Annotated in this window: 13 protein-coding genes and 2 pseudogenes; 3 read left to right on the top strand and 12 right to left on the bottom strand. The window is 63.7% G+C overall.

Features of this window, described 5'->3' with window-relative positions; all coding sequences use genetic code 11:
- Positions 1-136 precede the first annotated feature (136 nt).
- The 4 genes and pseudogenes from M5C01_RS15820 to lexA all read right to left on the bottom strand — a co-directional run bounded on the left by M5C01_RS15820 (position 137) and on the right by lexA (position 5889).
- Positions 137-3217: an error-prone DNA polymerase gene (locus M5C01_RS15820; RefSeq protein WP_152739555.1), complete on the bottom strand. Its 3081-nt coding sequence runs from the start codon at positions 3215-3217 to the stop codon at positions 137-139.
- A pseudogene (locus M5C01_RS15825) lies at positions 3214-4632 on the bottom strand (DNA polymerase Y family protein). Before M5C01_RS15825 ends, M5C01_RS15820 begins: the two are co-directional and overlap by 4 nt.
- Positions 4633-4639: 7 nt before the next feature.
- Positions 4640-5272 carry a translesion DNA synthesis-associated protein ImuA gene (imuA, locus tag M5C01_RS15830; protein ID WP_152739556.1) on the bottom strand — a complete coding sequence of 211 codons (633 nt, stop codon included), beginning with the start codon at positions 5270-5272 and terminating at the stop codon, positions 4640-4642.
- Complete coding sequence (gene lexA / locus M5C01_RS15835; protein ID WP_152739557.1) at positions 5269-5889, bottom strand: transcriptional repressor LexA; 621 nt, start codon at positions 5887-5889, stop codon at positions 5269-5271. Before lexA ends, imuA begins: the two co-directional genes overlap by 4 nt.
- A 345-nt stretch (positions 5890-6234) precedes the next feature.
- Between lexA and M5C01_RS15840 the strand changes: the two genes are divergently transcribed.
- Positions 6235-6492 (top strand): Os1348 family NHLP clan protein, encoded by a 258-nt coding sequence (locus M5C01_RS15840; protein ID WP_152739558.1) that lies wholly within the window; start codon positions 6235-6237, stop codon positions 6490-6492.
- 202 nt (positions 6493-6694) lie between these two features.
- A complete protein-coding gene (locus M5C01_RS15845; RefSeq protein ID WP_152739559.1) occupies positions 6695-7843 on the top strand; it encodes an HEXXH motif-containing putative peptide modification protein in 1149 nt (382 codons plus the stop codon).
- Between the two features lie 20 nt (positions 7844-7863).
- On the opposite strand, the gene M5C01_RS15850 is transcribed toward M5C01_RS15845, so the two are convergent.
- Positions 7864-8880: a succinylglutamate desuccinylase/aspartoacylase family protein gene (locus M5C01_RS15850; protein WP_152739560.1), complete on the bottom strand. Its 1017-nt coding sequence runs from the start codon at positions 8878-8880 to the stop codon at positions 7864-7866.
- Between the two features lie 115 nt (positions 8881-8995).
- On the opposite strand from M5C01_RS15850, the pseudogene M5C01_RS15855 reads away from it, so the two are divergent.
- Positions 8996-9535: pseudogene (locus tag M5C01_RS15855) on the top strand (TetR family transcriptional regulator C-terminal domain-containing protein); the annotation flags it as partial.
- On the opposite strand, the gene M5C01_RS15860 reads toward M5C01_RS15855, so the two are convergent.
- From M5C01_RS15860 to M5C01_RS15895, 7 genes are all read right to left on the bottom strand, one after another.
- Entirely contained in the window at positions 9491-10498 is a 1008-nt protein-coding gene (locus tag M5C01_RS15860) for a DMT family transporter (protein ID WP_152739562.1), read from the bottom strand. The pseudogene M5C01_RS15855 and the gene M5C01_RS15860 sit on opposite strands and share 45 nt — an antisense overlap.
- Entirely contained in the window at positions 10498-11196 is a 699-nt protein-coding gene (locus tag M5C01_RS15865; protein WP_103497232.1) for an ABC transporter permease subunit, read from the bottom strand. The genes M5C01_RS15860 and M5C01_RS15865 overlap by 1 nt, the downstream gene beginning before the upstream one ends.
- 5 nt (positions 11197-11201) lie before the next feature.
- Positions 11202-11906: an ABC transporter permease subunit gene (locus M5C01_RS15870; protein WP_103497210.1), complete on the bottom strand. Its 705-nt coding sequence runs from the start codon at positions 11904-11906 to the stop codon at positions 11202-11204.
- Between the two features lie 171 nt (positions 11907-12077).
- The gene (locus M5C01_RS15875; RefSeq protein WP_152739563.1) at positions 12078-12860 is read right to left on the bottom strand and encodes a transporter substrate-binding domain-containing protein; all 783 of its coding nucleotides are present in this window, start codon (positions 12858-12860) and stop codon (positions 12078-12080) included.
- 27 nt (positions 12861-12887) lie between these two features.
- Complete coding sequence (locus M5C01_RS32905; protein WP_152739564.1) at positions 12888-14891, bottom strand: aminotransferase class I/II-fold pyridoxal phosphate-dependent enzyme; 2004 nt, start codon at positions 14889-14891, stop codon at positions 12888-12890.
- A gap of 153 nt (positions 14892-15044) precedes the next feature.
- Positions 15045-16463: an aldehyde dehydrogenase family protein gene (locus M5C01_RS15890; RefSeq protein WP_152739565.1), complete on the bottom strand. Its 1419-nt coding sequence runs from the start codon at positions 16461-16463 to the stop codon at positions 15045-15047.
- Positions 16464-16667: 204 nt separating this feature from the next.
- On the bottom strand, positions 16668-18299 hold the full coding sequence (locus tag M5C01_RS15895) for a 5-guanidino-2-oxopentanoate decarboxylase (RefSeq protein ID WP_152739566.1): 1632 nt from the start codon (positions 18297-18299) through the stop codon (positions 16668-16670).
- Between the last annotated feature and the right edge of the window lie 241 nt (positions 18300-18540).

The raw sequence follows: 18540 nt of genomic DNA on the forward strand, positions 1-18540 counted from the left end.
CTTGAGGGCCTCTTCGCGGGCAAGCTCCGCTCCCACATTAGATTTGCGCCGGGCACAGGTTTCAGGCTCGACGCGGACATTGTGGGAGCGGAGCTTGCCCGCGAAGAGGCCAGCACAGGCCCCCCACATCCAGACCTCAGCGAAAATCCCGGCTGCGCACGGTGATATCCGCCAGCAGCGAACCCAGGTCGCTCAAGCGTCCGGCAATCACATGCCGGACGTCGCCCTCGGATTCCAGGCGCCCGTCGACTTTCAGCAACTGCGATCCCACCAGCACTTGCCGTTGCCGCTCGGCCAGGTCGCGCCAGACCACCACGTTGACGTTGCCGAATTCGTCCTCCAGGGTGACAAAGGTCACCCCGCTGGCCGTGCCCGGCCTCTGGCGTCCGGTGACCAGGCCGACAATGCTCACCGGCCGCCCGTGTTCGACCGCCAGCAGCTCCCGCGAACTGCGACAGCGCATGGCTTGCAATTGCCCGCGCAACAGCGCCAGCGGATGCGGCCCCAAGGTCGTGCCGAGGCTGGCGTAATCCGCTTGCAGATCCTCGCCGACACTCGGACATGGCAACACCACCGGGGTTTCGGTTTGCCTCGACAACCCGGCAAACAGCCCAAGCTGCGCCTCGACCCCAGCCACTTCCCAACGCGCCTGATAACGGTCACCCGCCAACCCCTGCAAGGCACCGGCATCGGCCAACAGTTCCTGAGCCCGGGTATCCAGTCGCGCCCGCTCACCCAGGTCGGCGATATCCTCGAAGCCCCCTGCCTTGCGTGCCACTTCGATCCGCCGCGCATCCTCCTCGCGAAACCCGCGAATCATCCGTAAACCCAGGCGCAACGCCGGCTGTGGGCCATCGGCAGGCTCCAGGCTGCACTCCCAATCGCTGGCCCGCACGTCCACCGGACGGATCTGCAACTGATGCCGCCGGGCATCCTGGAGGATCTGATCCGGACTGTAGAAGCCCATCGGCCAGCTGTTGATCAGCGCACAGGCAAACGCCGCCGGTTCATGGCACTTCAGCCAGCAACTGGCGTAGGTCAGCAAGGCAAAGCTGGCGGCATGGGACTCGGGGAAACCGTAGCTGCCAAAACCCTTGATCTGCTCGAAGATCTGCGCGGCGAATTCCGGCGCATAGCCGTTCTTCGCCATGCCCTCGGCCAGTCGCAGACGGTGCGGCTCAAGCCCGCCATGGCGTTTCCAGGCGGCCATGGAGCGGCGCAACTGGTCGGCCTCGCCCGGGGTGTAGTCCGCCGCCACCACCGCGATCTGCATGACCTGTTCCTGAAACAGCGGCACCCCCAGGGTGCGTTTCAGGACCTCTTCCAGCTCCGGCGACGGGTAGGTCGCAAGCTCCTCCTTGTTTCGCCGGCGCAGGTACGGGTGCACCATGCCGCCCTGGATCGGCCCCGGCCGGACAATCGCCACCTCGATCACCAGATCATAGAAATTCTTCGGTTTGAGCCGTGGCAGCATCGACATCTGCGCCCGCGACTCGATCTGGAACACGCCGATGGTGTCGGCCCGGCCGATCATTTCATAGGTCGGCTTATCGTCCGGCGGCAGGCTCGCCAGGGTCCAGCGCGGCCCGCCGCGATACTGCTGCACCAGGTCGAAACAGCGACGCAGCGCGCTGAGCATGCCCAGGGCCAGGACATCGACCTTGAGCAGACCGACCTTGTCCAGGTCGTCCTTGTCCCACTGGATAATCGTCCGTTCGGCCATGGTGGCGTTTTCCACCGGGACCAGGGTCTCCAGCGGTTGCTCGGAAATCACGAAACCGCCCGGATGCTGGGACAGGTGCCGGGGAAAGCCGATCAGTTGCCGGGTCAGCCCCAGGACCCGGCGCAGCACCGGGCTGTCGGGATCGAAACCGTTTTCGCGCAGGCGTTCCGCTGCCGGCGGCTCATCGCTCCAGTGGCCACAGGCGTCGGCCAGGGCATTGATCTGATCCGGCGGCAGGCCCAGCGCCTTGGCCACATCGCGCACCGCCCCCGCGCCGTGATAGGTGCTGACCACCGCCGTCAACGCCGCGCGGTTTCGGCCATAACGCCGAAATACGTATTGCAGTACCTCTTCGCGGCGATCGTGCTCGAAGTCGACATCGATATCCGGTGGTTCGTTGCGCTCGCGGGAGAGGAAGCGCTCGAACAGCATGTTGGTGCGATCCGGGTTCAACTCGGTGATCCCCAGGGCATAACACACCACCGAGTTCGCCGCCGAACCGCGCCCCTGGCAGAGAATGCCCTGCCTGCGGGCGAAGTCGACGATATCCTGCACCGTCAGGAAATAACTGTCGTAGTCCAGCTCGGCGATCAGTGTCAGCTCTTTTTCGATCAGGTCGCGAACCCGGGTATTGATCCCTTCCGGCCAACGTCGACGGATGCCCTCCTCCGTCAGATGCCGCAGCCAGGATGTCGGGGTCTGCCCTTCCGGCACCAGCTCACGGGGGTACTGGTAGCGCAGCTGGCCGAGGTCGAAGGTGCAACGCCGGGCAATGACCTGGGTTTCGGCCAGCAAGGACGTCGGATAAATCTCGCGCAAGGCCTCAAGGCTGCGCAGATGTCGCTCGCCATTGGCATGCAACTGCTGCCCGGCATCGGCCACCCGGGTGTTCAGGCGAATGGCGGTCATGGTGTCCTGCAGGGCACGGCGGGCCCGCACATGCATATGCACATCGCCGCTGGCCACGGCGCGAATCGCCAGTTCGTCGGCCAGGGCCAGCAAGCGCGCCAAACGTCGATCATCATCCTGGCCGCAATGCAGTTCCACCGCCAGCCATAGCCGTTCGGGAAAACGCTCGCGCAACCAGCGGCCATCGACGTCGCTAATGCTCTGTTCAGGCAGCCACAACGCCAGTAGCCCAGGCAGCGCCTGCTCGAAGTCCGCCCGCAGCACTTGATAACAACCCTTGTCCGAACGACGCCGGGCCTGGGTGATCAATCGGCAAAGGGCCTGGTAACCCAGCAGGTCTTCCACCAGCAACACTACCCGAGGTCCATTCTCGATCCGCATTTCACTGCCGATGATCAGCGGCAGACCGCTGTCCTGCGCGGCCTGCCAGGCCCGGACAATCCCGGCCAGGGTGCATTCATCGGTGATCGCCAGGGCTTGATAGCCCTGCTCCTTGGCCCGTTCGAACAACTCCCGGGCACTGGAAGCCCCGCGCTGGAAACTGAAGTTCGACAGGCAATGCAGCTCGGCGTATTCGCCACTCATGCGAACCAGCCCTGCAACAGCAAGGGGCCACTTTCCCCCACCGTGCGATAGGCCCAGGCGTGGCGACCGGCACGGGTCTCGATCAGGTAATAATCGCGGCGCACATCCGCGCCGTCCCACCAGCCCGACTCGATCCGCTCCGGCCCCAGCAGGACCCGCGCCGCCTGTTCGGGCAATGGCAACGGCGTTTTGAGCAGCCAACCGGGGCGCAATGGTCCGGCGGCAGCCAGTGGCTCGGCGGTGCTCGCCGGCAGCGGCTGCCAGGCGCATTCGGGGCGGTGATCGGCCTGGAAACGCAGGCCCTGAACAGCGTCATCACCCAACCGGGCGCGCAAGCGCTCGCGCAGTTGCTCCCAGGGCAGAGACTGCTGCGGGCGTTCGTCGAAGAGTTCGCGATGCTGCGGGACAAAGGCCGGCAGGTCCTCGGCCTACAGGCGAAAACCACGCACCGCCGCCTCGACCTGGACCTGCTCCAGTCGCCCACGGGCCAGTTCGAAGAGCATCGAAGGGTCACGCTCGGCACTCAGCAGGCCGACCTTGATCCGCGTGTCCGCGACCCCGGCATGTTCCAGGATCAATTCGAAGCGCTGCACACCGCTGTCACGCCCACAGAGAAACGCCGACAGATCTCCGGTCAGGCGACGCAAGGGAAACAGCAAGGCCTGATTCGAGGTCACGTCGAAATTCAACTCGATCCGCGCCACGAAGCGATCCGGCGGCAGGTAGAACGCCAGGGCCAGCGGCCGCTCGCCGAGCAAGGTGTCGAGGTGTTTGAGCAACGACGCCTCGAAGCGCCGCGCCAGGCTATGCCGGGGCAAGGCCAGCACTTGCGCCAGGGTCCGCAGTCCCATGCGCGACAAAGCCGTGGCCGCCTCTTTTTCCAACCCGACCCGGTCGATCGGCATCTGCCCCAGGGCCTGGCGCAAGGACCCGTTGTCCGCCAGGGCCAGACCATCGTAGGCATTGGCCAGGACCCGGGCCGCCGCCGGATTGGGCGCGACCACGATCCGGTGACGAAAGCCCAGGCCGGTCAGTTCTTCACGCAAGCGCGCTTCCAATTGCGGCCAGGGCCCGAACAGGCCCAGGCTGGATTCGATCTCGAACAGCAAGGCCCGCGGATACCGCAGGCTGACCTGGGAACTGAAGCGATAGGCCCAGGCGGCGAGAAACTGCTGCCACTGCTCGATCTCGGCGGGATCGTATTCGGCGCTGGCAAAGGCCTTGGTCAAGGCATGGGCGGCGGTCAGCGATTGCCCGGGACACAGGCCCAAGGCCCGCGCCGACGCATTCACCGCCTGCACCACCCGGCGTTGCGGCGACCCCGTCAACAGTGCCAGCGGCGCGTCAGGCTCAGGGGTTCGCCGCAGCACCCCGTCCAGTGCCAATTGCGGAAAAACAATACAGACCCAACGCATACCCGCCTCAATGCCCGGTGCTGAAGGCAATCGGCGCCGAATGGGCCAACCCGCCCCGGCACTTGAGCACCCGCAACTGCGCGGGCCGGCCCTCGACGGCAATCCGCAGGGCCGCCGGCGACGGGTTGATCGCCTCTTCCAGCGAACGATAGGCGAAGGCCAGGGTCTGGCCGGTTTCCGCCGCTACCTGCAAACGCCGCAAGGCCCGATCATCGGCCTGTTGCGGCCAGCACAGGACCGCGCCGCAACTGCCGGAACGCAGGCATTGTTCGGCGGCCCACAAGGCATCCCGCGGCGGCGCCTGGATCACCGACAACTGCCGCAGGTCCACCCCCGCGCTCAGCCACGCCTGGGGATAGGGCACATGGGGCGGTGCCACCAGGACAATGCGCTCGCCCCGAGCCGACAGCCGCGCCAGGGTCGGCCAGACCAGTTGCAACTCACCGACACCCTCCCCGGCAATCAGGATTTCCGTCAACGCTGCCGGCGGCCAGCCACCGCCGGGCAAAGCGGCGTCGAGGGTCGCGTGGCCGCTGGGCTGGCGATCGGACTGCGGCTCGGCCAGCGGCGCGCCCGCCCGGCCTCTCCACACCCGCCGCTCGTCGAGCAGCGTATCCAGGGCCACCACCGCGCCCCTCATGCCGGCCGTACCAGACCGCAGAACACGCCTTCGATGGACAACTCCTGGTGCTCGGGATCGACAACGATAGGCTCATAGGCCGGGTTGCGCGGCAACAGGCGGATGCCCGTGGCCGTCCGTTCGAAGCGCTTGATGGTGACCTCGCCCTCCAGCCGGGCCACGACGATCTGGCCGTTGCGCACCTCGCCCGTGCGGCGTACCGCCACCAGGTCACCGTCGAGAATGCCATCGCCGATCATCGAGTCGCCTTGCACCTGCAGCAGGTAATCCGGCGCCCGGGAAAACAGTGCGGGGTCGAGCAGCAAGCGGCGATGCTCCTGGGCATCGACATCGATCGGCCGGCCCGCCGCGACCCGGCCCAGCAGCGGGATATCCAGCAACGCGGCCCGGGGCGCCTGATCGAGCAGGCGGATGCCTCGCGCCTGATGGGCGTTGACCTCGATAAAACCGCCCTCGGCCAAAGCCACCACGTGCTTGCGTGCCACGCTGCGGGAGGCGAAACCAAAGGCCTCGGCGATCTCGGCAAGGCTCGGGGGCTGACCGTTACGCACGATGCGCTCGCGGATAAAGGTCAGGATGGCGGTACGGCGGGGAGTTAAAGTCGTCATGGAGTACATTTGTACTCCTGTGGGATTTCCCTGACAAGAGCCATCAGTCGAGACACGGGCTTGCCCATACCCGCTTCGTGAAAGCCAATGGCCAGGTCCGAATATCGGAATAGGTTTCCACTTTTTATATAAGAATAAAACTACAGAACTATCTCACCCATAAAATATTGAAGCTTCTTTCTTACAACCATAACCAACAACTCTTCGAATCCACCCTATTCAGACTTCATAAAATCAATAAGTACATATTGAAAAATGAAATCATCTTGCTATATTCACTCGGGCATCCCCATTGAAAACAGCCCCCCTGGCCTGCTCATCTATAAAAGTTTCAACCGTTATCCGGAGACCGACATGCCCCATTCCAACATCCACTCTCAGGAACGTCTCGCCATTATGTTGAACAGAGCAATAAGCGATGAATCATTCGCCGCGCAGTTGCATATCAATCCAGGCAACGCCGGTAAAGACCTGGACATGCCCCTGCGGATCGACGAAGTGGTGGCGCTCAAGGGCCTGGACCTTGCGCAATTGGTGGCGGCCTCGAAAGCCCTGCACAGCCCGCTCGCGGCTCGCGCCAGTTTCGACCAGCAACAGGTTCGAACCGATTAAGCCCGCGCCAGCGTCCGAGATATATCGCCGATATGAATATCATGAAGCATTTGTTACGCCTTATTAAATAAACTTCCAACGAACGGCTATTAATGTTCGCCTCCCCGAGCACTGCCGACACTTTACATTCCGACACTCTCTTTCCTGAAGGAGGGTTATTGCGCGCTCGTCATTTATCGAGTGATATCCCGAGGACACCGACATGACCACCCGATTGCAATCCCAGCTCGACGAACTGTTCCAATACAACACGTTCTTGCCCGATGCCACCCCGGACCGTTTTCACCGTTTGCTCGATCGACTCAGCCAACAGCGCTACAGCACCTTCGCCGCACTCTATGCCGAATGTTTCCGGCGTTTCGAGGGCAATCCCAGGCTCGATCCGTTTTTCTCCAGTGCGGTGCACCTGATCCTGCTGCCGGTCACCCAGCGCCGCCTGATCATCAACGATCCGGTGTTCCAGATCTGGATGGCCCTGGCGTTTCAACATGCCAACGCGGTACTGACCGAACAGGCGGACAACACTGCCTCCTTGCAGGACATGCTCCTGGAGTTGCCGGCAGTGCTGCAACGCATTACCCAGACGGCGGTCGACCACAAGTATTCGAACCATCCGCCGATCCGCCGCTTCAATGTCGATCCGCTGATCGCCGCCACGACACCGCCCAGCTATGAGTTCCCCGAAGACGAAAGCACCCGCAAACACCTGGAGCGCAGTGGTTACTCCCTGCACTTTTTCCGCGACGTGGTCAGCGTTGCCCTGTCGCGTATCGCCAATACCTGGCCGGCCTGCTACGAGCAGTTCCGGCACCTGGTCAAGCTGATCTGCTACCTGCCCGACAGCACCTTCCGCAGCTGTTCGGCGGCGCGCTACACCGGCGTTATCCTGCTTTCGGCCAAGGACCACTCGATTCTGGAAATCGAAGAATCGCTGGTCCATGAAACCACCCACCAACTGTTGTACAGCCTGGTCGAGGTCTGCCCGATCATCGATGAGCAACGCGCCGGGGAGCGCCTGTTCAGCCTGCCCTGGTCCGGCCTGCAGCGCGATCTCCATGGTTATGTCCATGCCTTCTTCGCCGCGCTTGCCCAGGTCAAATACCTGGAGCGCGTGCGCCAGCGTCCGGCCTCGGAAATGCAACGGGCCGAAGAGCGAATGCTCGACATCCTGCGTGGCCTGATCAAGGCCCTGCCGGAACTTGAGGCCTGTGACGAGTTCACGCCCCGGGGCCGGACCTTCATGGACAATCTTGCCCTGGAGGTGCACGCCCTGCGCAGTCGCCATGCCGGCCTGCTGAGCCAGTCGAGCGCAACGACGGGCAACAAGCCGGCCATGGGCATGGCCGTGTAGAAAACAGGGTTGCCGGCGGGCTAGTTGGGATCGAGCAACCCGCCCGTCCAGTTGTGCGACACCCGGCTGCCAGTGAATTTCGCCGCCACCGAACCTTGCGCGATCAGGCGGTCGCGGTGGCGGGTGACCATCCGCCCGGCCTGGGCCGCCTGCAGGATCACCTCGGAAGCGGCGTCCCCGGGGCGCCCGACGATCCGGGCAAAACGCTGCCCTTCCTCGACGAAGTCGCCCAGTTCCTTTTCAAAGACCAGCACCCCTGGCCGTGGCGCCAGGATTGTCTCCATATGCCCCATCTCCACCGCCTGCACCGGCCAATCCAGCAGCGGCGGTGCCTCGTCGATCACCCCGACGGCACACAGCCAGGCATACAGGCCATCGGCATCCTGCCCGGCCAGGTGATCGCTGACATCGCCCTGTCCGCGCAACTCCAGGGTCGCGGCAAAACGTTGCGCGCTATCGCCGTCGCGCAGCCAGGGGGCGATAAGGGTTTCCTCGAAGGAACCGTCGCCGCCGTCATCCCAGATGATCGCCAGGTCCATCTTCAGCGCCGCCGCCAATGCCTGGCCCTTGGGCCAGAACGCACGGTGGATATAGACATAGGGCAACGCTTCGTCATCGGTGTGCAGGTCGAGCACCAGGTCCGCCGTGGCCGCCAGTTCCACCAGGCATTTTTGCCAGTGCTGGACATTGGTCGCCGGCCGCGCCAGCGCCTGCGACTGGTCGAATGAGCGATTGAAGTTCTGCCCGGTGCCCTCATGAAAGCGCCCGAGAATCCGTCCATGGCGAAACTGCCCGATGCCCAACAGGTTGGCCTGAGGCACCACGGTCACGCGGCCCTTGAGGCGGCCCTCGGACTCGGCTTGTTGAAGGCGTGGCATCAACAGGTGCAGCACCAGCATGCCGGCGATCTCATCGGCATGTACCCCGGCCTGCAAATGCACCTTCGGCCCCTCGCCGCCGCCCTCGAAACGCCAGGCGCCAACCTTCAAGTTCTCACCGTTATTACCCCGAATACTGAACGAAATATCCCGCGCCATAACCTTGCCTTCCCCTTATAAACGTTGAAAATCAATCCATCGTCAGCCTCGACAGTGGAAATTGAACGTACGTTCAACTAAGCTCGCCAACCTGGCCTCGAACCCAAGGATTCCCGTGAGCACCGACACCCGAAAATTTCGCCGCGCCGAACCTGACGAGCGTCGCGACCTCTTGATCGCCGCCGCCCTGCGCTGCCTGGCCCGGGACGGCCATGCCGGCATTTCCGTCCGGCGTATCGCCACCGAGGCCGGCGTCTCCGTCGGCTTGCTCAACCACCATTTCGGCAGCATCGATGCGCTGATCGCCGACACCTACCACAAGCTCGCCAGCGAACTGACCAGCACCCTGCTCGAAGAGGTCCGCCAGGCCGGCAGCGCCGCGGACAAGCTCGAAGCCTTTCTGGTCGGCTCCTTCTCGCCACGGATCATGGACCCGCAATTGCTCGGGGTCTGGGTGGTGTTCTGGAGCCTGATCCGCCACTCCGAACACGTCAGCCAGTCCCATGAAAAAAGCTACCGCGCCTACCTCGACCTGATCCGCCAACTGCTCGACGACCTGGCCAGCGCCGAAGGCTTCACGATCCATGACAGCCGCCTGGCCGCCATCGGCCTATCGGCGATGCTCGACGGACTCTGGCTCGAGTGGTGCCTCAACCCCGAGACCTTCAGCCCCGCCAACGGGCTGCATATCTGCCGCTGCTGGGTAAAGGGGTTGCGTCACGGAGCATTCGGCACCGACGACGTCCCGTGACGCGTGACGACCGAAAACCATCGCCAGGGTGCCGCTGAGGGCGATCAGCCCGGCACCGATCATCAGCGACAGGTCCATCAGCGTGCCCCAGATCAGGCTCGAGAGCAGGAACGCCCAGATCAGCCCGGTGTACTCGAACGGCGCCAGCAGGGTCGCGGTGGCCCGCTGGAAACTGGCGAACAGCAGGAACTGGCCGATCCCGCCCACCAGCCCCGCGCCGAGCATCCCCAGCCAGGCCGGGGTCGATGGCGGTGTATGGGTCCAGGGCAGCGCCAGGGCCATGCAGATGACAAACACCACGTTGGTGATCAGCATCTGTTCCAGCACCGAGGTCTGTTCGTCCACCTGCCGTAGCTGGATGTAGGTAAAGGCCCAGCACAGCGCCGCCAGCAGCGTCAGCACGATGGGCCAGGGGTCGGTCATATTGCTCGGGCGACAGGCGATCATCACACCGACAAAACCGATGATCAGGGTGAACCATTGCCAGCCCGTGGCGCGCTCCTTGAGGATCAGCGCCGCCAGCACCGTGACCATGATCGGCGCGGAGAAATACAGGGTGGTCATCTCCGCCAGGGTCAGGTCCCGCGCCGCCGTGTAGTACAGCAGCCAGGCGACGATCGAGAGCAACCCGCGCACCACCAGCAGGCGTCGGCTCGGCGACTGCCAGGCACTGCGCACCAGACGCAGGCGCCCGGCCAGCAGGCAGGCCGCGACCACCACCAGGCCGCGCCAGAACAGCACGGTAATGACCGAATAATCCGCCACCAGCCACTTGATGGCCGCATCCTGCAAGGCCAGGAAGGCATAGCCCAGCGTGCACAGGCCAATGCCCTGCAACGAACGGTCGACCCGTGGCGTATGGTTCATCACACCGACCTGCGCATCGGCGTTCCGCGCCGTTCGGCAAAGGCAAACAGCGCCTCGATCAGAAAGGTCAGGCAGACATAGACCCCGGCCACCAGCAGCAACGGCTGGTAGACCTGCAATGTCTGCGCCCGGACCACGTTGGCCGCCCCCAGCAGATCGATCACTGCAATGGTCGAAGCCAGCGCCGTGGACTTGAGCAGCATCACCGTCTCCCCGGCCAGGGTCGGCAGCAACAAGCGCATGGCCCGCGGCAGGCGCACCCGCAACAACGACTGGCGCGGGGTCATGCCGAAGGCCGAGGCCGCTTCCATCTCGCCCTTGGGCACCGCCAGCAACCCGCCACGAATCACCTCGCCGACATAGGCGCCCACCGACAGCACCAGGGCGAACACGATGTACCAGTAGCCGTCCCGCAGGTAAGGCCAGAGAAAGCTGCCGCGCATCAACGGAAACTGCGCGAACAGACTGCCCAGCCCGTAGTAGAAGATGTAGATCTGGATCAGCAGCGGCGTCCCGCGCAGCACGCTGGTGTAGAACAGGCTGGCCTTGGCGACCAGGCGGTTTTTCGACATCCGGGCCAGGGCCACCAGCACCGCCAGCCCGAAGCCCAGCACGCTGGAAATCAGCAACAGGCTGATGGTCGTTTGCAGTCCACGGCCCAACAACGCCGCGTATTCGAGTGTCCACTCTGGAATCATTTCATTCACTCAGCCAAAGGCATCCAGCGACGGATCCGTCGCTCAAGCCGTCCCGACAGGTAGTTGGACACCAGCGTCACCGCGTAATACAGCGCGGCAGCCGTGAGGTAGAACAACAGGTAGTGGCGCGTCGATCCCGCGCCCTGCTTGGCGGTGTACAACAGCTCGTTGGTGCCGACCACGCTGATCAGCGCACTGTCCTTGATCAGGTTGATCCACAGGTTGGCCATCCCGGCCATGGCGTAGGGCGCCATGATCGGCAAGGTGACCCGGCGGAACAGACCGAAACCGCTCAAGCCGAAGGCCTTCGCCGCTTCGATCTGACCGAAGGGAATCGCCTGGATCGCCGCGCGGAAAATCTCCGAGGCATAGGCACCCTGGACCAGCCCCAGCACCAGGATCGCCGCCAGCGGGCCGCTGACATTCAGCGCGTCATAGCCGAGCCGGGCCATCAGCGAGTTGAGCAGCATGGAACCGACGTAGTACAGCAAGAGGATCAGCAACAACTCCGGAACCGCCCGGAACAACGTGGTGTAGCCGCGCATCAGCGCCGCGATCGGTTTCGGCGCGCCCAGCTTGAGGCAGGCCACCACCAAACCGATGAACAGCCCGACCGCAAAGGCCCCGGCCGATATCTGCAGGGTCATCCAGAGCCCCTTCAACAGCGCACTGCCCCATCCCTGTTCGCTGAAATCGATCAATTCGAACATCGCTGGCTCTCCAGTCGGTGGTCTTGAAAGCGCCACCTCAGTCTGTAGGAGCAGGGCTTGCCCGCGAAGCTTTTGGCGCCCTCGAGGGCCCCTTCGCGGGCAAGCCCTGCTCCTACAGGTTCTGCGTTTTCCGTAGGTTGTGTGTTTAGGCCGGGCCGAATAGCATCACCGTCAGAACGCAGGTTTCACACTGGTACCAAAATAGTGCTGGGAGAGATCGTCGTAGTCCTTGCTCGCCAGCAAGGTCTTGATCGCCTTGTCGAGACGCGCCTTGAGGTCGGTGTCTTCCTTGCGCAGACCGGCGCCCACGCCCTTGCCGAAGATCGGGTCATAGGGCACCGCGCCCAGGTAGGCCAGGTCCTTGGCATCCGGAGTCTGGACGAAGGCCGTCATGGCCGTGCCGTCCGCCATCATCAGGTCGATACGCCCGGCAATCAGGTCGGCGTTGGCCGAGTCCTGGGTGTCGTAGTACTTCACGTCGGCGATCTTCTCGTAGTAGGCCTTCAGGTAGCTGGCACTCACGGTGGAGTTCTGCACACCGATGATCTTGCCCTTGAGGTCATCCGGGTACTTCTTCACCGAAGCGCCCTTGGGCCCGACAATCGCGATCACCGAATCGTAGTAGGCCTTGCTGAAGGCGATCTGCTTTTCCCGCTCCTCGGTCACCGACATGGAGGAGAAGATCACGTCGATCTTCTTCGCCAGCAGCGAGGGGATGATCCCGTCCCAGGCCACTTCCTTGATCTCGCACTCGGCTTTCATTTCACTGCACAGCTTGTGGATCAGGTCGACTTCAAAACCCTTCCACTCACCGTTGGCCTGCTTCTCGGTGTACGGCGGATAGGGTTCGGCCGCGACCGCGAAGCGGATAGGCGCGGCCTGCGCCGCACTCATGCCGGCCAGCAGGACACAGGCCACGCCCGTCAACCAGTTTGCCAAACGTCGATTTCCCATGATGTTGTCCCGTCTTTTTATGTTGCGTTAGCGAGTCTGATGAGCGTTGACGAATTGTCGGCAACGCTCGCTGCGTGGGTGTACGAACACTTCATCCGGCGAACCGGTTTCCTCGATCAGCCCTTGATGCAGAAAGGCGACTTTGGAAGAGACATCGCGTGCGAAGGCCATCTCATGGGTCACCAGGATCATGGTCCGGCCTTCTTCGGCGAGGGAGCGGATCACCCGCAGCACTTCCCCGACCAGTTCCGGGTCGAGTGCCGAGGTGGGTTCATCGAACAGCATGACCTTGGGCCGCATGGCCAGGGCCCGGGCGATGGCCACCCGTTGTTGCTGTCCCCCGGAGAGAAACGCCGGGTACTCGTTGCGCTTGGCCGCGAGGCCCACACGCTCAAGCAAGGCTTCGGCCCGTTCAATGGCCTCGGCCCGACTCTCACGCAGGACCTGGGTCGGCGCTTCGATGAGGTTTTCCAGCACCGTGCGATGGGGCCAGAGATTGAAGTTCTGGAACACCATGCCCAGGCTGGAGCGGATGCGCACCAGTTGCTTGGCGTCGGCCACCAACGGCGCGCCGGGGCGGTCGAAATTCAGGTGGATGCTTTCGCCGTCCACCAGGATGCGACCCTGGTCCGGCACTTCGAGCATATTGATGCAGCGCAGCAAGGTGCTCTTGCCCGAGCCGCTGGCGCCGATCAGCGAGATCACCTCACCCTCGCGGGCCGTCAGGGACACGCCCTTGAGCACCTCGATATTGCCGAAGCGTTTGTGCAGGCGATCGACCTCGATCATGGTCCTGGTCGCGACAGGTTGCGCAAAGCTTTCAACCTTCACGCCATTGATCACTGGCCGCGGGGGCTCGCCCTTGAGCACCCGGACAAACTCGCGGATACGCTGGCAGGCCTGGGCCAGGCGTTCTTCACCGAGGGTGAAGGAGATCCGCACAAAACCTTGCGCCGGCTCACCGAAAGCCGCCGCATCGAGTACCGAGACCCCGGCTTCGCGAAACAGCCGCCAGGCGAATTCCAGGGAGGTCAGGCCGGTCTCGCGCACGTCCACCAGCACAAACATGCCGGCATCGGGCTTGAGTACGGTAATGCCTGGACAATCGGACAAGCCCGCCACCACCAGATCACGACGGCGGCGATAGATCTCGCTCATCCCCCGGGTCACTTCGTCATGGGCCAGTACCGCCTTGAGCGCGGCCTCCATGACAAATCCCGGCAGGCCGTAGAGCATGCTCAACACCAGGTTTTCGGCATGGGCGACCAGCACCGGGTCGGCAATGATCCAGCCGATCCGCCAGCCGGTCATGGCGTGGGACTTGGACAGGCTGCCGACGGTCACGCAGCGCTCGGCCATGCCCGGCAGCGCCGCCAGGCTGACATGCTCGCGCTCGAACGCCAGGCTTTCGTACACCTCGTCGACCACCACCCAGAGATCATGGGCGATGGCCAGGTCGGCGATGCCTTGCAGCTCTTCGCGGCTGAGCACCACACCGGTGGGGTTGTTCGGATTGGAGAAAAAGATCGCCCGGGTGCGTGGCGTGATGGCCTTGGCCAGCCGCGCGGCATCGAGGCGAAAACCCGAGTCGGCATCGCACGGCACCCGCACCAGGGTCGCGCCGGAGGCCTTGAGGGTCGCCTCGTAGGTCACGTACATCGGGTCCAGGGCAATCACCTCGTCACCGGCGCTGAGCAGGCACAGCGAGGTGATGAACAAGGCGTTCTGCGCACCGGCCACGGTGATGACGTTTTCAGCTTGCAGCGGACGCTCCAGGCGCTGGCTGTAGCGCGCGGCGATGGCTTCGCGCAAGGCCAGGCGACCGGCGATTTCGGTGTAGTGGGTGTCGCCTTCGCGAAGGGCCTGGATGGCCGCTTCAGTGATGAAATCGGGGGTGGGGAAATCCGGATCGCCGACGCTGAGGATGATCACATCCTCGCCGCGACGCTGGGCTTCGAACGCCGCGTGATGAATGTCCCAGGCGGCCACACCGTCACCCGAGATCCGCTCAACAAAAGGTGAAAACCGCATGCCAGTGCCTCGTTCGAATTTGAAGAAACGCAAGCCCGCAACCCGCCGGGATGGAGCCAACATAGACGAAGCTGAACAGTCGTTCAACAGGAAAAATCGGTCCGCTTCGTGTTCAGCGTAAACAGGTCGTTTTCACGACAGTCGCGCCGTTTTTCAGCACTGGATCGCTTTGGTTTCGATAAACTCCGCCAGCCCTTCCTCACCCCATTCGCGACCGTTGCCCGATTGCTTGTAGCCGCCGAATGGCGCGCGGTAGTTGAAGGCCGCGCCATTGACGAAGCACTGGCCGGCGCGCAACCCGCGCGCCAGTTCCAGGGCCCGGGCCGGGGTGCCGGCCCAGACCGCGCTGGACAGGCCGAAGGGCGATTCATTGGCCAGGCGTATGGCCTGTTCCTCGTCCTCGTAGGGCATCAGGCAGAGTACCGGGCCGAAGATTTCTTCCTGGGCGATGCGCATGCCGTTATCGACATCGGCAAACAGCGTGGGGCGCACGTAGAAGCCGCGCTCCAATCCTTCCGGCAAGGCACCGCCGCCACTCAACAGCCGGGCGCCTTCCTGCTGGCCGACGCGGATGTAATCGAGCACGGTGCGGCGCTGGGACGCCGAGCACATGGGCCCGAGAAAGCTCTGTGGGTCCAGGGGATCGCCGACCTTGAGGCTTTCGCTTTCGGCCCGCGCCAGTTCCAGCGCCTCGGCGTAGCGACTGCGGGGAATCAACATGCGGGTCAAGGCGGTGCAGGTCTGCCCGGAGTTGATCATCACGTCCTGCACGCCATGGCGCACGGCGGCGCCGAGATCGGCATCGGCGGTGATCAGAAAGGGCGACTTGCCCCCCAGCTCCAGGCACACCCGCTTGACCGTCGGCGCGGCGGCCATCGATACCCGTACACCGGCGGCGGTCGAGCCGGTGAACGAGACCATGTCCACGTCCGGGTGCCGGGCCAGGGCTTCGCCGACCTTGGCGCCGGGGCCGCTGACCAGATTGAAGACCCCGCCCGGCAGGCCGATGGCGTCAATCATTTCAGCCAGCAGGAACGCATGCAGCGGGGTTTCCTGGCTCGGCTTGACCACCACCGTGCAGCCTGCGGCGAGGGCCGGCGCGAGCTTGCCGATCAATTGATGCAGCGGGTAATTCCACGGGTTGATAAAGGCGCAGACGCCCACCGCCTCGCGGATCACCAGGGAGTTGCCGACTTCCCGTTGTTGCTCCATCAGCGCGGCGATTTCGGCGTAGCTGAGCAGGCCTTCCAGCGGGCCGTCGACCTGGACCGACTGGCACCATTGCACCGGCATACCCAGTTCGGCGGTGATCAGAGCGGCCATTTCGCCGGCGCGGGCCTTGAGTTGCCGGCCCAGGGCGCGGATATAGCCGGCACGTTCACTGGCCGGGGTTCGTGACCAGTTGGAGAAAGCCCGGCGGGCGGCGGTGACGGCGCGTTCGACGTCACGTTCATCGCCGAGGGGGACTTGTCCGGTGACGGTTTCGGTGGCCGGGTTGATGACTTCGGCGACGCCGCTGCCATGGGGGACGACCCAGTCGCCGTTGATATAAAGATGGGTGTAGGTGGTCATTTTTATTGTTCTCCATCATCGGGGGAGGACGAGGTATGCCGGTGGTTTTTTGTCAGGCTTGAGGGCCCTTTCGCGGCGATGCGGCGACCCGACAAGCTCCGCTCCCACATTAAGTTTTGCGGCGTATACAAAACTTGTGATCGACTCAGATCTAATGTGGGAGCGGAGCTTGCCCGCGAAAGCGTCAGCCCAGACACAACAGTCTTAACGGACGCACGCGTGCTTCAGTTCAATCAACGTCACCCCGGCATAGCCAAAGCCCACCCGCAGATCGCGCTCCAGCTCATCCAGGCTCTGCGGTTCACACACACGGCAACCAAACGCCTGGGCCAGCAGGGCGAAATCCGGATTACGCGGCAACACCCCCACCGGCTCGATATCCAGGCTGAGCATGTCATCGCGAATCTGCCCAAGGGCATCGTTGTTCCACAGCAGCACCACCAGCGGGCTGTCCAACTCCTCGACAGCCGTCGCCAGTTCCTGGACCGTATAGAGAAAACCGCCGTCCCCCACCAGCACCAGGCCGGGACGCTGCGGAGCACCAAACTTGGCCCCGATCCCCGCCGGCAATCCATAACCCAGGGTGCCGTAGCCGGTGGGATGCAACCAACTGCGCGGCGCCCGGCTGGCAAAGGCGTAATTGCCCGTATAAGCCAACTGGGTCATATCGCTGCTGATAACGGTGTCAGCCGGCATCGCCGCCGCAATACGGTCGAGAATCCGCTGATGGATTATCTGTAACGGACCGTGGCCAGCGCGCAAAGCCACCCGCAATGCCGCCACTGCCTTGACCGACTCATGGGAGTCCCGGGCCTGCACCGGCAGACGTTCCAGTAAATCAGCGAGGGTCTGCTGTGCATCCCCCCGCAACGCCACGGCGCAGGGATAGAAGTCGTTGAATTTGCGCGAGTCGATATCGACCCGGATCACCTCGCCAGTCAACGGCAGGCGCTCACGCCAATAGTCGGTATCGGCCATTTCGGTACCCACCGCGAGCACCACATCGGCTTGCGCGATCAGTGCCCAACCGGGCTCGACGCACAGGCTGGAACCTGCATTCAACGGCGCATCCGGCGCCAGCAAACCTTTACCGGCAACACTGGTGAACAGAGGCGCGGCCAGGCGTTCGCTCAAGGCCTGCAACTCGGCCCCGGCGGCCAGCGCACCGCCCCCGGCGATAATCATCGGGCGCTTGGCCTGTTGCAGCCGTCGGGCAGCCTCTTCCAGGGCCTGCACACTCGGCAGCCCACGCCCGGGACGGCGCACCACTTCACCGCTCCAGTCACGGCTGATCGGCCCGGCCAGCACATCCAGCGGCACCGAAATATGCACCGGCCGCGGCCGCTCGCTGTCGAACACGGCAAAGGCCCGGGCGATCAGTTCCGGCAGGTCGTCGGTGCTCAGGGCCACCGCCGAAAACGCGGTGATAGGCGCGGTGATCGCCCGCTGGTCCTGGGTCTCGTGCAGGCAACCCCAGCCCTTGCCCAGGCTGGCGGTGTGGTTGACGCTGGAAATCACCAGCAGCGCAATCGAGTCGGCGTAGGCCTGGCCGATGGCGGTCGCGGCGTTGGTCACGCCAGGGCCGGTGATGATAAAGCAGACGCCGGGCTTGCCACTGACCCGGGCATAGCCGTCGGCCATGAAACCGGCGCCCTGCTCATGGCGGGTCAACACATGGCGGATGCCGCTGCCGGGCAGGCCGCGATACAGCTCCAGGGTGTGCACGCCGGGAATGCCGAACACCGTGTCGACACCATAATGGGCCAGCAGGCGCACCAGGGCCTGACCGCCGGTGAGCGTGGTGGAAGAAGCTTGCAGGGTCGATTGGGAGCTCATGCTAGCCCTCGTCTTGTTGTTGTGGAGTGATAGGGGACCGCCTGACGATATTAAACACTTGTTCAATAGCGTGACAATCCTTTTGAGGCACTCGAAAAAAAGCCACACGTTCAACCCAACTTATTGTTTTTAAAAACAATAAATCCATATCTGGTGTCTCTCGACGCAGACCTGTTACATCTTTGAACATCCCTGTCCTCAGCATTAATTACCACCTCATGCCTTCGGCTTGCGCGTTGAA

The organism is Pseudomonas sp. MWU12-2319, from assembly GCF_023242525.1.
Classification (GTDB): Bacteria; Pseudomonadota; Gammaproteobacteria; order Pseudomonadales; family Pseudomonadaceae; genus Aquipseudomonas; species Aquipseudomonas gingeri_D.

Coding starts and splice junctions, on each gene's coding strand:
- M5C01_RS15820 (WP_152739555.1), bottom strand. CDS start 3,217: ATGAGTGGCGAATACGCCGAGCTGCATTGCCTGTCGAACTTCAGTTTC.
- imuA (WP_152739556.1), bottom strand. CDS start 5,272: ATGAGGGGCGCGGTGGTGGCCCTGGATACGCTGCTCGACGAGCGGCGG.
- lexA (WP_152739557.1), bottom strand. CDS start 5,889: ATGTACTCCATGACGACTTTAACTCCCCGCCGTACCGCCATCCTGACC.
- M5C01_RS15840 (WP_152739558.1), top strand. CDS start 6,235: ATGCCCCATTCCAACATCCACTCTCAGGAACGTCTCGCCATTATGTTG.
- M5C01_RS15845 (WP_152739559.1), top strand. CDS start 6,695: ATGACCACCCGATTGCAATCCCAGCTCGACGAACTGTTCCAATACAAC.
- M5C01_RS15850 (WP_152739560.1), bottom strand. CDS start 8,880: ATGGCGCGGGATATTTCGTTCAGTATTCGGGGTAATAACGGTGAGAAC.
- M5C01_RS15860 (WP_152739562.1), bottom strand. CDS start 10,498: ATGAACCATACGCCACGGGTCGACCGTTCGTTGCAGGGCATTGGCCTG.
- M5C01_RS15865 (WP_103497232.1), bottom strand. CDS start 11,196: ATGATTCCAGAGTGGACACTCGAATACGCGGCGTTGTTGGGCCGTGGA.
- M5C01_RS15870 (WP_103497210.1), bottom strand. CDS start 11,906: ATGTTCGAATTGATCGATTTCAGCGAACAGGGATGGGGCAGTGCGCTG.
- M5C01_RS15875 (WP_152739563.1), bottom strand. CDS start 12,860: ATGGGAAATCGACGTTTGGCAAACTGGTTGACGGGCGTGGCCTGTGTC.
- M5C01_RS32905 (WP_152739564.1), bottom strand. CDS start 14,891: ATGCGGTTTTCACCTTTTGTTGAGCGGATCTCGGGTGACGGTGTGGCC.
- M5C01_RS15890 (WP_152739565.1), bottom strand. CDS start 16,463: ATGACCACCTACACCCATCTTTATATCAACGGCGACTGGGTCGTCCCC.
- M5C01_RS15895 (WP_152739566.1), bottom strand. CDS start 18,299: ATGAGCTCCCAATCGACCCTGCAAGCTTCTTCCACCACGCTCACCGGC.